Below are 14,777 nucleotides of genomic sequence, written 5' to 3'. Positions count from 1 at the left end.
GCGATACAAGGAGAGCAGGGTGAAAGAGAAAGCCGGATTTCATGTCAGCTATTGGATGTTCGCCGTTTTGGCGTTTCTCGGCATCCAGTACCTGCTGACGGCACAGCAGGAAGTGGCGACGATCCCTTACAGCGAGTTCGAACAGCACCTCAAAGACGGACGCATCGATGAGCTGGCGATCACCGAGCGGCGTATCGAAGGGTCGTTCAAGGAACCCTTGCCCAGCGGCCAGCGACGCTTCGTCAGCAATCGCGTCGAACCGCAGCTGGCCGAACACCTGCAGCAATATCCGGTGCGCTACACCGGCAAGGTGGAAAGCACGCTGGTGCGGGACCTGCTGTCGTGGATCGTCCCGGCCGTGTTGTTCTTCGGCATCTGGCTGTTCCTCATCCGTCGCCTCGGCAGCGGCCTGGGTGGCGGCGGCATGATGCAGATCGGCAAGAGCAAGGCGCGGGTTTACGTCGAGACCGACATGAAAGTGAGCTTCGCCGACGTGGCCGGCGTCGACGAGGCCAAGGACGAGCTGAAGGAAATCATCGAATTCCTGCGTGATCCGAAAACCTACGGCCGTCTCGGCGGACGCATGCCCAAGGGCGTATTGTTGGTCGGCCCGCCCGGCACCGGCAAGACGCTGCTGGCGCGCGCCGTGGCCGGTGAGGCAAGGGTGCCGTTCTACTCCATTTCTGGCTCAGAGTTCGTCGAGATGTTCGTCGGGGTGGGCGCGGCGCGGGTACGTGACCTGTTTGAACAGGCGAGGGCTCAGGCGCCGGCAATCATCTTCATTGATGAGCTGGACGCCCTTGGCCGCGCTCGTGGCGCCGGGCCGATGTCCGGCGGGCACGACGAGAAGGAGCAGACGCTCAACCAATTGCTGGTGGAGATGGACGGTTTCGATACGTCCAGTGGGTTGGTCTTGCTGGCCGCCACCAACCGGCCGGAAATTCTCGACCCGGCATTGCTACGTGCCGGCCGGTTCGACCGTCAGGTGCTGGTGGATCGGCCGGACAAGGTCGGGCGGGTGCAAATTCTCGAGGTGCACTTGAAAAAAGCGCGGCTGGACACCGATGTCGATCCCCAGGCCATCGCCGCGCTGACGCCAGGATTTACCGGCGCCGACCTGGCCAATCTGGTCAACGAGGCGACGCTGCTGGCGACTCGGCGCAATGCCGAGGCGGTGGCCATGACAGATTTCACCGCCGCCATTGAGCGCATCGTCGCCGGTCTGGAGAAGCGCAACCGTTTGCTGAACCCGCGCGAGCGCGAAATTGTCGCGTATCACGAGATGGGCCACGCACTGGTCGCCATGGCACTGCCGGGTGTCGATCCGGTGCACAAGGTCTCGATCATCCCGCGCGGCATGGGCGCGCTGGGCTATACCATCCAGCGGCCCATCGAGGACCGCTTCCTGATGACCCGCGAGGAGCTCGAAAACAAGATGGCCGTGCTGCTCGGCGGGCGCGCAGCGGAGTGGCTGGTATTCGCCCACCTGTCGACCGGTGCGGCGGACGACCTGGCCAAAGTCACCGATATTGCCCGGGCCATGGTCACCCGCTATGGCATGTCCCGGCGGCTCGGGCACATGGTGTTGGAGCGCGAGCCCAATTCTTTCCTGGGCAACGAAGCGATGCTCGGCCTCAAGCCGCAGCATGATTACGCGGAAAGTACTGCCACGGCGATCGACGAGGAAGTACAGGAACTGGTGCAGGCATCCTTCCAACGCAGCCTGACGCTGCTCGAAGCGCGCCGGGAGCTGCTGGAGCGCAGTGCTCAGCGACTGCTGCAGCAGGAGACCCTGGACGGGGAGGCATTGCTTGAATTGAGTGCCGCCACAGTGGTTGCTCCGGCGTAACCTGTGTGCCGGCTAATCCTCGGTATGCGGAAGAGCCGGAGGCCGTTGCTCATGCTGCGCCAGCGCCCATTGGACATGCTCGCGCACCAGCTCAGAGGGGTCGTCGCGGCGCGCCTGCAGGGCTTCGAGCACCGGAATGCTCGACGGCGCGTTGCCCAGCCCCACGGCGAGATTGCGCAGCCAGCTCTGATAGCCGGTGCGGCGCAGGGGCGAACCCTCGGTGCGGCTGAGAAACTCTTCTTCGGTCCAGCGGAACAGGGACGCCAAGTCGGCATTGTCGAGGCTGTGGCGGGGCTGGAAGTCGGTCTGCTGGGTCGGCTTGGCGAAGCGATTCCAGGGGCAGACGATCTGGCAGTCATCGCAGCCGAACACGCGGTTACCGATCTTCGACCGTAGCTCGACGGGGATCGGACCTTTCAGCTCGATGGTCAGGTAGGAAATGCATTTGCGCGCATCCAGCACCCGTTCGCCGACGAACGCATCCGTTGGGCAAACGTCCAGACAGGCATGGCAACTGCCGCAATGGTCGCGATCGGTTGGTTCGTCGACGGGGAGGGCGATGTCGACAAACAACTCGCCGAGAAAGAACCAGCTGCCCGCCTTGCGGTTGAGAACCAGGGTGTTCTTGCCGATCCAGCCGAGGCCGGCCTGCTGCGCCACCGCCTTTTCCAGCACTGGCGCGCTGTCGACGAAGGCGCGAAAGCCGAAGGGGCCGATCACGTGCTGGATGCGCTCGGCCAGCTGTTGCAGGCGTTTGCGGATCAGTTTGTGATAGTCCCGGCCTAGCGCGTAGCGCGACACATAGGCTTTTTCGGGCTGCGCCAGTTGCTCGGCCATGCGGGTGTCGCCGGGCAGGTAATCCATGCGCAACGAGATCACCCTTAACGTGCCTGGCACCAGTTGCTCCGGGTGGGAACGTTTGCTGCCATGGGCAGCCATATAGTCCATCTCGCCTTGATAGCCGGCCGCTAGCCAGCGCTCGAGGTGCGCTTCATGCTCGCCCAGATCGACGCCAGTAATGCCGACCTGCTGAAAGCCAAGCTCGCGGCCCCACTCCTTGATGGAGTCGGCAAGAGCGGCTGGGTCGAGGGTGGTGCTGGACATGGCGTAGAGTCGTCGGCGTTGCGGCAATGTAAGGGCGGGCTGCGGTTTTGGCCTGGCGAACCGGCAGCTGTTGAACCCGCCGCGCAGCTCGCTCTCGGGCGGCAATCTTTTCTATCAATCCGCCGCCGACTCGCCACGGGCGGCCGGGCAGGCGCATGCGTATAATTCTGCCAGATATTCGCACGGGTGATTCATGTCCCAGACCACCGATACACTTCCCAGTCGTCTCTACTCTGCCGCTCAGGTACGTGAGCTCGACGCCCGGCTGATCGCGGCGGGGACGCCTGGTTTCGACCTTATGCAGCGTGCCGCCCATGCCGCCTGGCGCGCATTGCGCCGACGTTGGCCGGACGTTGAGGAAATCACCGTGTTGGCCGGGCGCGGTGACAACGCCGGCGATGGGTATCTGATCGCTACGCTGGCGCAGCGTGCCGGTCGTCAGGTTCGGGTCATTGCAGTCGGCGATCCTCTGCAATTACAAGGCGATGCCGCACAGGCCTTTGCTGAAGCCCGGGCAGCCGGCGTCAGCGTGACGCCTTGGACGTTCGATGCCGATCTGCGCGGTGTGCTGGTCGATGCGCTGCTAGGCACTGGAATCACCGGAGAGGTTCGCGAACCCTACGCGAGCGTCATTCGCGCAATGAACGACAGCGCGCTGCCGATCCTTGCGGTCGACCTGCCGTCGGGGCTGTGTGCCGACACGGGGCATCTGCTCGGGGAGGTTGTGCGGGCCGAGCTGACTGTGACCTTTATCGGCCTCAAACTCGGTCTGTTTACTGGCCAGGGTCCGGATCGAATCGGAACGCTGATATTCGATGATCTGCAGGCCGATGCGCAGGTCATCGACCAGATCGAGCTGTCCGCCCTGCGCTTGTGCGAGGCGAACTTGCCGACCCTCGCACCCCGCTCGCCAACTGCTCATAAAGGAAGCTTTGGTCAGGTGCTGGTCATCGGCGGCGATCTCGGCACTGGCGGCGCCGCGTTGCTCAGTGCCGAAGCTGCACTGCGCTGTGGTGCCGGCATGGTGACCCTGGCGACACGCCCGGAACATGTCACCGCCTCGCTGGTGCGGCGCCCGGAAATCATGTGCAGCGGCGTCGAGTCGACTTATGCATTGACGGCGCTGGCCCAACGGGCCGATGTTCTGGTGATCGGGCCAGGTCTGGGGCAGGCCCCGTGGGGGCGCAGCTTGCTGTCGCTGGCACCGCAATATCACGTTCCGCAGGTGTGGGACGCCGATGCGTTGAATCTGCTAGCCGCCGGCGCGGTGGACCTTCCTAGCGATTGCTTACTCACGCCGCATCCCGGTGAGGCCGCACGATTGTTGGACATCTCCGTGGCCGAGGTGCAGGCCGATCGACCAGCCGCCGCGCGCGCTCTTGCTGCGCGCTTCGGTTGTGCCGTACTGCTCAAGGGCGTTGGAACCCTGATCGCCGACCGCGACGGCCGGCTTGCACTGTGTGATCGCGGGCATCCAGCTATGGCCAGCGCGGGGCTCGGCGATGTGTTGGCGGGTGTGGCTGGTGCATTGCTGGCGCAGGGGCTGGCGCCTTTCGAGGCGGCCTGTCTTGCTGTCTGGCTGCATGCGGTGGCGGGTGAGCGTCTTGGTGCCGCAGGCCGAGGGCTAGTTGCCGCCGATCTGATCCCGATGGTCCGCCAGTTACTCGAGGAGCATTCGCCATGTCTGACGTAACGCTATTTGCTGCCGACGAAGACGCCATGCTATTGCTAGGCGCGCGCATCGCTCAGGCAACCGGCGGTCGGGGCGTGATTTATCTGCACGGCGACCTCGGCGCCGGCAAGACCACATTGTCGCGCGGGTTGATTCGTGGGCTTGGGCATGAGGGCAAGGTCAAGAGCCCGACCTTTACCCTGGTCGAACCCTATGAAACCCCGGCTGCACGAGTGTTCCATTTCGACCTTTACCGTCTTGTCGACCCGGAGGAACTGGAATTTCTGGGCATTCGCGACTATTTCGAAGGGGACGCTCTGTGCCTGGTAGAGTGGCCGGAACGTGGCGCCGGCATTTTGCCAAAGGCTGACCTGGACATTACCATTACGCCGCACGGGGCCGGTCGTATGCTGCGCCTGACGCCACGAGGCGAGCGCGGTGAAGGCTGGTGTTCCATCCTGACCGTTGGCAATCAATGAACATCATGGGGTTGGGTATGCGCATGCGCGCGCTGGTTAGTGGTTTGGCATTGATGCTCGCGGCCATGCAGGTCCTGGCGGCTTCCGACGTCCAGAGCGTCCGTCTGTGGCGAGCGCCTGACAATACTCGGTTGGTCTTTGACCTGTCCGGGCCGGTCCAGCACAAGGTGTTCACTCTGACGGCGCCGGATCGCATCGTCATCGATGTCGATGGCGCCAATCTGGCCAAGCCATTCGATCAGCTGCCGCTGCAGAACACGCCCATTTCTGGATTGCGCGCAGCGAAATACGACGCCGACACCTTGCGGGTGGTCATCGACCTGAGTGCCGAGGTTTCGCCAAAGAGCTTTACGCTCACGCCGAACCAGCAATACGGCCATCGGTTGGTTGTCGACCTGTTCGACAATGCTGCCGATGCGGCAGCGGCGTCCACTGCCAACGTTCCGGCGACCGCCACGCCGAGTACCCCGACTGCACCCGTTTCGCCGACCCTGTCGGCGATCAAGTTGCCTCCACTGCCAAGCAGCAAGCGCGATATCGTCGTGGCGATCGACGCTGGGCATGGCGGAGAAGATCCGGGCGCTATCGGTCCGGGCAAGGTGTATGAGAAAACGGTTGTGCTGGCTCTTGCCAAAGAGCTGCAGCGCCAGATCAACGCCGACAAGGGCTTTCGCGCCGAGTTGGTGCGCACCGGTGATTACTTTATCCCCTTGCGTAAACGCACCGAGATTGCCCGCAAGAAGGGCGCGGACCTGTTCGTCTCTATTCATGCCGATGCCGCGCCGCGGTCGTCAGCCTATGGTGCTTCGGTGTTTGCATTGTCGGATCGCGGCGCGACATCGGAGACTGCGCGTTGGCTGGCCGACAGCGAAAACCGGTCTGACCTGATTGGCGGCGCCGGCAATGTGAGCCTCGGCGACAAGGACCAGATGCTAGCGGGCGTGTTGCTGGACCTGTCGATGACTGCCTCGTTGTCTTCCAGTCTCAACGTCGGACAAAAGGTGCTGAGCAACATGGGCCGAATCACGCCTCTGCACAAACGCCGCGTTGAGCAGGCCGGGTTCATGGTGCTGAAATCACCCGACATCCCTTCGATCCTGGTGGAGACCGGATTCATTTCCAATCCATCCGAGGCGCGCAAACTACAGACTGCGGCCCATCAGCAGGCGCTGGCGCGTTCCATCCATAGTGGGGTGCGACAGTTCTTCCATGAAAATCCCCCGCCCGGCACCTACGTTGCCTGGATGCGCGACTCCGGCAAGATTGCCAGCGTGGCTCGTGAGCATGTCGTCCGTTCTGGCGAAAGCCTGGCGCTGCTTGCCGAGCGCTATCAGATCAGTCTGCCTGCGTTGCGCAGCGCCAATAGCTTGAAAAGCGACGTGATCAAAGTTGGGCAAACGCTGAACATTCCCGCTACCACGCTGGCCTCGCAGCCATGATCGAGGCAGCGCGCATCCAGCTGCTGAGTCCGCGGCTGGCGAACCAGATTGCTGCGGGTGAAGTGGTCGAGCGGCCAGCTTCGGTGATCAAGGAGCTGCTGGAAAACAGCCTCGACTCCGGTGCCACCCGTATTGAAGTGGACGTTGAACAAGGCGGGATAAAGCTGCTGCGGGTGCGCGATGATGGTTGTGGTATTCCAGCCGATGACTTGCCGCTGGCCCTGGCTCGGCATGCGACCAGCAAGATCCGTGACCTGGAAGACCTTGAGCGTGTCATGAGTCTGGGTTTTCGGGGCGAGGCGCTGGCGTCGATCAGTTCGGTCTCCCGATTAACGCTGACGTCGCGTACGGCTGATGCTGCCGAGGCCTGGCAGGTCGAGACCGAAGGTCGGGACATGGAGGCGCGCGTTCAGCCGGCTGCCCATCCGGTCGGAACCTCGGTCGAGGTGCGCGACCTGTTCTTCAACACGCCTGCACGTCGTAAGTTCTTGCGCACTGAAAAGACTGAGTTCGACCACTTGCAGGAAGTGATCAAGCGGCTGGCACTGGCGCGGTTCGATGTCGCGTTCCATCTTCGCCACAACGGGAAGGTGGTGCTTGCGCTGCATCCGGCCAGTGATCCTGGGTCTCGGGGGCGCCGCGTCGCGTCGGTGTGCGGCCCCGCCTTTCTGGAACAGGCGTTGCCGGTCGAGATTGAGCGCACCGGTCTGCATCTTTGGGGCTGGGTCGGTTTGCCGACGTTTTCCCGTAGCCAGGCGGATCTGCAGTATTTCTATGTGAATGGACGCATGGTGCGCGACAAGCTGGTCGCCCATGCAGTGCGGCAGGCGTACCGCGACGTGTTGTTCAATGGTCGACACCCGACCTTTGTGTTGTTCCTCGATGTGGACCCAGCAGTGGTGGACGTCAATGTCCATCCGACCAAGCATGAGGTTCGCTTTCGCGACAATCGCATGGTGCATGATTTCCTCTACGGCACCTTGCACCGCGCGCTCGGTGATGTCCGTCCCGAGGATCAGCTGGCCGCGCCAGCCAGCGTGGCGCCGGTAACCACGGTCTCTGGTCGTGATGCTGGAGAATTCGCCGGACAGAACGAAATGAGCCTCGCTGCCAGCGCGCTGGATCAGCCAACGGCAGCACAGCCTGCCTGGCGCGGTGCCGGCGCTGGCTATCAGGCTCCTCGGCCGATGCCGACTGGCAGCGTTGCAGAAGGGCAGGGTGCCTACCGTGAGTTCTTCTCGCCATTGGCAGAAGTGACTGCTGCGGCCCTGCCGGAAAGCCGGGATGACGTGCCGCCGCTTGGCTACGCACTGGCGCAGCTCAAGGGTGTCTACATTCTCGCCGAAAATGCCCAAGGTCTGGTCCTGGTGGACATGCACGCCGCCCACGAGCGGATCATGTACGAGCGGCTGAAAACGGCAATGGCCAGCGAAGGTCTGCGTGGTCAACCGTTACTGGTACCGGAATCGATCGCCGTCAGTCAGCGTGAAGCAGATTGTGCCGAAGAACATGCGCAGTGGTTCCAGAGGCTTGGTTTTGAGTTGCAACGGCTGGGTCCTGAGAGTCTGGCGATCCGCCAGATTCCCTCCCTGCTCAAACAGGCCGAAGCGACCCGGTTGGTGCAGGATGTGCTGGCCGACCTGCTTGAATACGGCACTAGCGACCGTATTCAGGCGCACCTCAACGAGCTGCTTGGCACTATGGCGTGCCACGGCGCGGTGCGTGCAAACCGACGCCTTACCGTGCCGGAAATGAACGGCCTATTGCGCGACATGGAGCAGACCGAGCGTAGCGGTCAGTGCAATCACGGTCGCCCGACCTGGACCCAGCTGGGCATGGCCGACCTGGATAAGCTCTTCCTCAGAGGGCGATAGTTGGTCTGCCCGGCTCGCCGGGGCCAGCCGTCGCCCGCGATACCTTTGTATGAGCATTCAATGTCCCGACTACCTCCTGCGATCTTTCTCATGGGTCCGACCGCTGCCGGCAAGACGGACCTGGCAATCGAGCTTGCTCGGACCTTGCCGTGTGACCTGATCAGTGTCGATTCCGCCTTGGTTTACCGTGACATGGACATCGGCACTGCCAAGCCTTCACCCGGACTGTTGGATGCCTTCCCGCATCGTTTAATCGATATCAGAGACCCTGTGCAGAGTTACTCGGCTGCTGAGTTTGTGGCTGACGCCCTGGTGGCCATGGCGCAGAGCACCGAAGCAGGACGCGTTCCGCTGCTCGTAGGCGGCACCATGCTCTACTTCAAAGCATTGCTCGAAGGGCTTGCGGATATGCCCGCCGCTGATGCTGAGGTGCGTGCGGCGCTCGAAGCACAAGTGCAGGCGGAAGGCGCGGCGGCGCTGCATCGCCAGCTCAGCGAAGTCGATCCTGTATCAGCTGCTCGGATCCACCCGAACGATCCGCAGCGTCTGATCAGGGCGCTTGAGGTCTATCGGGTCAGTGGTATCAGCATGACCGAGCATCGCTCCCGGCAAACCGCTCAAAAAGCCGGAGCCGGCACGCCAGACGGCTGCGTCTTGCCTTATACTGTTGCGCAGTTGTCCATAGCGCCTGCGCAGCGGCAGGTCTTGCACCAGCGTATCGAGCGGCGTTTCGTTCAGATGGTTGAACAGGGCTTTGTCGCAGAGGTCGAATCTCTTCGCAGGCGCCCAGATCTGCATGCCGAGCTGCCGTCCATGCGGGCGGTTGGCTATCGTCAGGTCTGGCGCTATTTGGACGGTGAGTACTCTGCGCAGGAAATGGTTGAGCGTGGTGTGATCGCTACCCGGCAACTGGCCAAGCGTCAGCTCACTTGGTTGAGGGGATGGGAGGGGGCTCACTGGCTGGAAAGTTCGGCCTGTGACAATCTGCCGCGAGCATTGAAATACTTGGATAGGCTCGCCATATTGAGCTGACACTGCTATTTGACCGGCTATTCTCAATCATTGATCGGCCGTGTTCGATTTCGAATAATTAATGAAAAGATCCTCTAAGGAGTGCGGCACATGTCAAAAGGGCATTCGCTACAAGACCCTTACCTGAACACCCTGCGTAAGGAGCGCGTTCCGGTTTCGATCTACTTGGTCAACGGTATCAAGCTTCAGGGCCAGATCGAGTCGTTCGATCAATTCGTCATTCTGTTGAAGAACACGGTTAGTCAGATGGTGTACAAGCATGCCATCTCGACTGTCGTTCCTGGCCGTCCGGTGCGCCTGCCTGCTGCTGGCGACGCTGAACAGTCTGAGTCGGGTAACGAATAAAGGGAGCTTTCATTGTTCTTCGAACGTCCCGGTGGTGGTGAGCGGGCTATCCTGGTTCATCTGGATGCTCAGGATCCAGCGGCGCGTGAAGACCCCCAAGAGTTTCGTGAGCTGGCGCGGTCAGCTGGCGCCGAAACAGTTGGCTTCGTCAATGTTGCCAGGCATCAACCTTCCGCCAAGTTTCTGATCGGCAGCGGCAAAGTCGAAGAGCTGCATGACCTTGTCAAGGACGGCGAGGTCGAGCTGGTCATTTTCAATCACACCCTGACGCCCAGCCAAGAGCGCAACCTCGAGCGAGCGCTCGAATGTCGTGTGCTTGATCGGACCGGACTGATTCTGGATATCTTTGCTCAGCGCGCGCGTACGCACGAAGGCAAGCTGCAGGTTGAGCTGGCTCAGCTGGATCACATGAGTACGCGGCTGGTGCGGGGCTGGACTCACCTTGAGCGGCAGAAGGGCGGTATAGGCTTGCGCGGCCCGGGCGAGACACAGCTTGAAACTGACAGGCGCTTGCTGCGTGTGCGTATTCGCCAGATCAAGCAGCGGCTGGAAAAGGTTCGTAGTCAGCGTGAGCAGGCTCGTCGGGGCCGCCGGCGTGCTGATATTCCGCTTATATCCCTGGTGGGCTATACCAACGCTGGCAAGTCCACCCTTTTCAATGCTTTGACCGAATCCGAGGTTTACGCCGCTAACCAGCTTTTCGCTACGCTGGATCCAACCCTGCGTCGTCTGGATCTGGATGACCTTGGACCTGTGGTGATTGCTGATACGGTGGGCTTCATCCGTCATTTGCCGCACAAGCTGGTCGAATCGTTCCGGGCCACGCTCGAAGAGTCGAGCAATGCTGATCTGCTGCTGCATGTCATCGATGCTCACGAGCCTGAGCGCGATCAGCAGATCGAACAGGTGCTGGCGGTGTTGACCGAGATTGGCGCCCATGAGCTGCCGATATTGGAGGTCTACAACAAGGTAGATCTGCTCGAAGGCATCGAGCCCCAGATCCAGCGCAATGCTGATGGCGTACCGCAGCGGGTCTGGGTCTCGGCACAGCAAGGGTTGGGCTTGGATCTGTTGAAGCAGGCCATTGCCGAACTGCTCGGTAACGATCTCTTCGTCGGGACGCTTCGGTTGCCGCAGCAGCTCGGGCGCATGCGTGCGCAGTTGTTCGATCTAGGGGCAGTGCAGTCCGAGGTCCATGATGACGACGGTGTCAGTCTGCTTGACGTGCGTTTGCAGCGTGTCGAACTGCATCGTCTTATCAGTCGCGCGGGCCTTGAGGCGGAGCAGTTTTTCGAGCAACACACTTTGCAATAAAGCTCGGGGGGCTTTTAAGCCGTTCGTTCCGGGCTTTGGGTAGCATTGGTGGACGCGCCGCTGGCGCGTCTTTAGCTTTATTTGAATGGAGAGCGCTATGGCTTGGAATGAGCCGGGTGGCAACTCGAACAACCAGGATCCCTGGGGTAGCGGTGGCGGCGGTGGTCGTCGCGGCGGTGGCGGTGGCGATCAGAAAGGTCCACCGGACCTGGATGAGGCTTTCCGTAAATTGCAGGACAGCCTCAATGGCATGTTCGGCGGCAAGAAGCGCAGTGGCGGATCCTCGGGTGGCGGTGCTGGTCGCCGTGGCGGGTTCGCGCTGCTCTGGATTGGTCTGGTGGTGCTGCTGGCCGTCTGGCTGTTCAATGCTATCTATATCGTGGATGAGCAAGAGCAGGCCGTGGTTTTGCGCTTCGGCAAATATCACGAGACCGTGGGGCCGGGTCTGAATATCTATTTCCCGCCGTTTGATAAGAAGTTCCAGGCAAACGTCACACGGGAACGCTCCTACAGCAAGCAAGGGCAGATGCTTACCGAGGATGAGAACATCATTGAAGTGCCTCTGACTGTGCAATACAAAGTCAGTGACCTTCAAGCATTTGTCCTGAATGTCGAAGATCCGGAAGCGTCCTTGCAGCATGCGACTGACAGTGCTGTACGTCACGTAGTCGGCTCGACGGCGATGGACCAGGTCCTGACCGAAGGGCGTGAGGCGATGGCGGCTGAGGTCAAGGAGCGCCTGCAGCGGTTTCTTGACAACTACGGTACGGGCATCATCGTGACTCAGGTGAACCTGCAAAGCGCAGCGGCGCCGCGCGAGGTGCAGGAAGCGTTTGATGACGTTATCCGTGCCCGAGAGGATGAGCAGCGCGAGAAGAATCAGGCCGAGTCTTACGCCAACGGTGTGATCCCTGAGGCGCGCGGTCAGGCTCAGCGCATGCTGGAGGAAGCCAGTGGTTATCGTGACGCGGTGATCTCACGCGCCCAGGGTGAGGCGGATCGCTTCTCCAAGCTGGTGGCCGAGTATCGAAAGGCGCCAGATGTGACGCGTGAGCGCCTGTATCTGGAAACCATGCAAGAGCTCATGAGCAATACCAGCAAGGTGCTGGTTACCGGCGAGCAGGGTCAAAACAACCTGCTCTATCTGCCGCTGGACAAGATGATCAATGGTCGCGGCGCTGCTTCTGGACAGTCCCCTGCGGCGTCTGCGTCAGGCGCTTCGACGCAGACTACAAGGCTGCCTCCGGAGCTTGATCCGCGTGAAGTGCGTACAAGGGAGGTCCGCTAATGAGCAATAAATCCCTGACCGCACTCATTGTGGGTGTGGTGCTGGCGATCGTGGCGTGGAACAGCTTCTACATCGTGTCCCAGACAGAGCGAGCGGTATTGCTGCGATTCGGTCGTATCGTTGAGCCCGACGTAAAGCCGGGCATGCACCTGAAAATTCCTTACGTCAATAGCGTGCGCAAGTTCGATGCGCGTCTGATGACGTTGGATACCACCACGTCGCGCTTCCTGACGCTGGAGAAGAAGGCGTTGATGGTTGACTCCTACGCCAAATGGCGTGTTGATGATGCCGAGCGCTTTTATACGGCGACTTCAGGCATGAAGCAGATTGCAGATGAGCGACTCGCGCGCCGTCTCGAAGCTGCGCTGCGAGACCAGTTCGGTAAGCGGACTTTGCACGAGTCTGTATCCGGTCAGCGCGACGAGCTGATGAGTCTGGTGACCAATAGTCTGAATCGTGCTGCGCAGCAGGAGCTCGGGATTGAGGTGGTGGATGTCCGAGTCAAGGGCATTGACCTCCCGCGCGAAGTGAACCGTAGCGTGTTCGAGCGGATGAGCTCTGAGCGCGAACGTGAAGCACGTGAGCATCGCGCTAAAGGTAAGGAGCTGGCTGAAGGCATTCGTGCCGATGCTGACCGGCAGCGTCGAGTGCTATTGGCTGAGGCGTTCCGTGAGGCCGAAGAGTTGCGCGGTGACGGCGATGCGCAGGCGGCGTCCATCTATGCTGCGGCGTATGGGCAGGATCGGGAATTCTATTCCTTCCATCGCAGCCTCCAAGCCTACCGAGAGAGCTTCGCCAACAAGGAAGATGTTCTGGTGCTAGATCCCAATAGCGATTTCTTCCGTTATCTGGAATCCGCAACAGCGCAGTGACTGCTAAAGGTTGTCCGGCGGGCTGAGTGCAGTCCGCCGGGTGACCCGTTGGCGAAACGTTGTTATGATCCGCGAGCCGGGAAAGCCCGGCTTTTTTGCGTCTGCGCCCCGGAGGTAGCAGGCTGATCCGGGCATGGCAGCCATGCCGATCCCCTTGGTGGGGCGTGGCGCTGTCGCCATGGTTCCAACACAATCGCACGCGACCGATGGGCGGCCCAGGCTGTTGCCCCGGCGTTCGTCTGCTTGACTAGGCTTGCCGTATCGAGAGGTGATTGGCGAAATGGCAACGATAGACCGCTGGCTTCTGCCAGATGGCATTGAAGAGGTGCTGCCGCCCGAAGCGGCGCGTATCGAAACTGCACGGCGTCGTGTGCTGGATCTTTTCCAGTGCTGGGGCTATGAGTTGGTTATTACCCCTCATGTGGAGTTTCTCGAGTCGCTCCTGATTGGCGCGGGGCAGGACCTTGATCTTAAGACCTTTAAGGTCGTCGATCCGTTGTCAGGGCGGCAGATGGGCTTGCGAGCGGACATCACGCCGCAAGTGGCGCGGGTGGATGCCCATACGTTGCGCCGCGAAGGGCCCAGCCGCCTGTGCTATGCCGGCAGCGTCCTGCATGCCAAGCCGCAGGCCCTCGCCACGTCGCGGAGCCCGATTCAGCTGGGCGCCGAACTTTATGGAGACAGCAGCACTTCCAGCGATCTTGAAGTGATCAGCTTGATGCTGGAAACCCTCATTCTCGCCGATGTGCCGGACCTGCACATGGATCTCGGCCATGTGGGGATTTATCGCGGGTTGGCGCGGGCCGCCGGTCTCTCTGGGGGCGCAGAGCAGCGCCTCTTCGATGCCTTGCAGCGTAAGGCGATGGACGAGATCGCAGCGCTGACCGCCGACGTCGAGCCCGCCTTGGCGAGCATGTTGCGTGCATTAGCGCGGCTCTGTGGTGGTCGCGAGACGCTTGACGCTGCTCGCGAGGTGCTTGCCGGTGCGCCTGCTCCGGTTCTTCAATCGCTCGATGGCTTGGCGCATATCGCCGAACAGTTGGCGATGCGGTATCCCGAGCTGCCGTTGTATTTCGATCTTGGCGAGCTACGCGGCTATCACTACCACACTGGTGTCGTCTTCGCGGTATTCGTCCCGGGCGTCGGCCAGTCGATCGCTCAGGGTGGGCGTTATGACGACATTGGTGCTGATTTTGGGCGGGCGCGTCCGGCGACCGGCTTTTCGACGGACCTAAAGACGCTGGTCAGGCTGGGCAATGCCGAGCTCGCCGGCCCATCGGCTGGTGTCTGGGCGCCGTACAGCACCGATCCGGCTTTATGGCAGGCTATCCGTCGGCTGCGTGAGCAGGGTGAGCGGGTAGTGCAGGCCTTGGAAGGGCAGCAGGGTGACGTCGCGCCGGGTGTTGGCTGTGACCGGCAGCTACTGTTGCAAGAGGGTTCCTGGGTTGTAACGCCGCTGGTCCGGTGATAGGGCTGTGCCAGACAGGTTTTCAGTTTTTTTCGCCGGTC

General features: G+C 61.5%; 12 protein-coding genes. 11 read left to right on the top strand and 1 reads right to left on the bottom strand.

Going from position 1 to position 14,777, the window contains the following annotated elements:
• Positions 1–19: 19 nt before the first annotated feature.
• Entirely contained in the window at positions 20–1,849 is a 1,830-nt protein-coding gene (gene ftsH, locus ACQKIK_RS07535; protein WP_499135450.1) for an ATP-dependent zinc metalloprotease FtsH, read from the top strand.
• Between the two features lie 12 nt (positions 1,850–1,861).
• Here the strand turns inward: ftsH and queG are convergent, their stop codons facing one another.
• Positions 1,862–2,953: a tRNA epoxyqueuosine(34) reductase QueG gene (gene queG / locus ACQKIK_RS07530; RefSeq protein ID WP_499135448.1), complete on the bottom strand. Its 1,092-nt coding sequence runs from the start codon at positions 2,951–2,953 to the stop codon at positions 1,862–1,864.
• Positions 2,954–3,146: 193 nt separating this feature from the next.
• Here queG and ACQKIK_RS07525 point away from each other — a divergent pair, with 193 nt between their 5' ends.
• The 10 genes from ACQKIK_RS07525 (at position 3,147) to ACQKIK_RS07480 (ending at position 14,736) form a co-directional block, all read left to right on the top strand.
• Positions 3,147–4,646: an NAD(P)H-hydrate dehydratase gene (locus ACQKIK_RS07525; protein WP_499135446.1), complete on the top strand. Its 1,500-nt coding sequence runs from the start codon at positions 3,147–3,149 to the stop codon at positions 4,644–4,646.
• On the top strand, positions 4,634–5,104 hold the full coding sequence (gene tsaE, locus ACQKIK_RS07520; RefSeq protein WP_045424402.1) for a tRNA (adenosine(37)-N6)-threonylcarbamoyltransferase complex ATPase subunit type 1 TsaE: 471 nt from the start codon (positions 4,634–4,636) through the stop codon (positions 5,102–5,104). The genes ACQKIK_RS07525 and tsaE overlap by 13 nt, the downstream gene beginning before the upstream one ends.
• Before the next feature lie 17 nt (positions 5,105–5,121).
• Positions 5,122–6,543: an N-acetylmuramoyl-L-alanine amidase gene (locus ACQKIK_RS07515; protein WP_064482671.1), complete on the top strand. Its 1,422-nt coding sequence runs from the start codon at positions 5,122–5,124 to the stop codon at positions 6,541–6,543.
• Positions 6,540–8,417: a DNA mismatch repair endonuclease MutL gene (gene mutL / locus ACQKIK_RS07510; protein WP_499135444.1), complete on the top strand. Its 1,878-nt coding sequence runs from the start codon at positions 6,540–6,542 to the stop codon at positions 8,415–8,417. Before ACQKIK_RS07515 ends, mutL begins: the two co-directional genes overlap by 4 nt.
• A 60-nt stretch (positions 8,418–8,477) precedes the next feature.
• Positions 8,478–9,449, top strand: a complete 972-nt coding sequence (miaA, locus tag ACQKIK_RS07505; RefSeq protein ID WP_499135443.1) for a tRNA (adenosine(37)-N6)-dimethylallyltransferase MiaA — start codon at positions 8,478–8,480, stop codon at positions 9,447–9,449.
• Positions 9,450–9,539: 90 nt separating this feature from the next.
• Positions 9,540–9,794: an RNA chaperone Hfq gene (hfq, locus tag ACQKIK_RS07500; RefSeq protein WP_019340119.1), complete on the top strand. Its 255-nt coding sequence runs from the start codon at positions 9,540–9,542 to the stop codon at positions 9,792–9,794.
• Positions 9,795–9,806: 12 nt separating this feature from the next.
• Positions 9,807–11,108, top strand: a complete 1,302-nt coding sequence (hflX, locus tag ACQKIK_RS07495; protein ID WP_045424411.1) for a ribosome rescue GTPase HflX — start codon at positions 9,807–9,809, stop codon at positions 11,106–11,108.
• A gap of 97 nt (positions 11,109–11,205) precedes the next feature.
• Entirely contained in the window at positions 11,206–12,396 is a 1,191-nt protein-coding gene (gene hflK / locus ACQKIK_RS07490) for an FtsH protease activity modulator HflK (RefSeq protein ID WP_499135441.1), read from the top strand.
• Positions 12,396–13,268, top strand: coding sequence for a protease modulator HflC (hflC, locus tag ACQKIK_RS07485; RefSeq protein WP_045424417.1), 873 nt, complete (start codon positions 12,396–12,398; stop codon positions 13,266–13,268). The genes hflK and hflC overlap by 1 nt, the downstream gene beginning before the upstream one ends.
• Before the next feature lie 280 nt (positions 13,269–13,548).
• Positions 13,549–14,736: an ATP phosphoribosyltransferase regulatory subunit gene (locus ACQKIK_RS07480; RefSeq protein WP_499135439.1), complete on the top strand. Its 1,188-nt coding sequence runs from the start codon at positions 13,549–13,551 to the stop codon at positions 14,734–14,736.
• Positions 14,737–14,777 lie beyond the last annotated feature (41 nt).

Source organism: Pseudomonas sp. NPDC047961, from assembly GCF_050272435.1.
GTDB lineage: Bacteria > Pseudomonadota > Gammaproteobacteria > Pseudomonadales > Pseudomonadaceae > Stutzerimonas.
The sequence above is the reverse complement of the archived record's forward strand: the minus strand, read 5'-3'. Positions and strand labels throughout refer to the sequence as shown.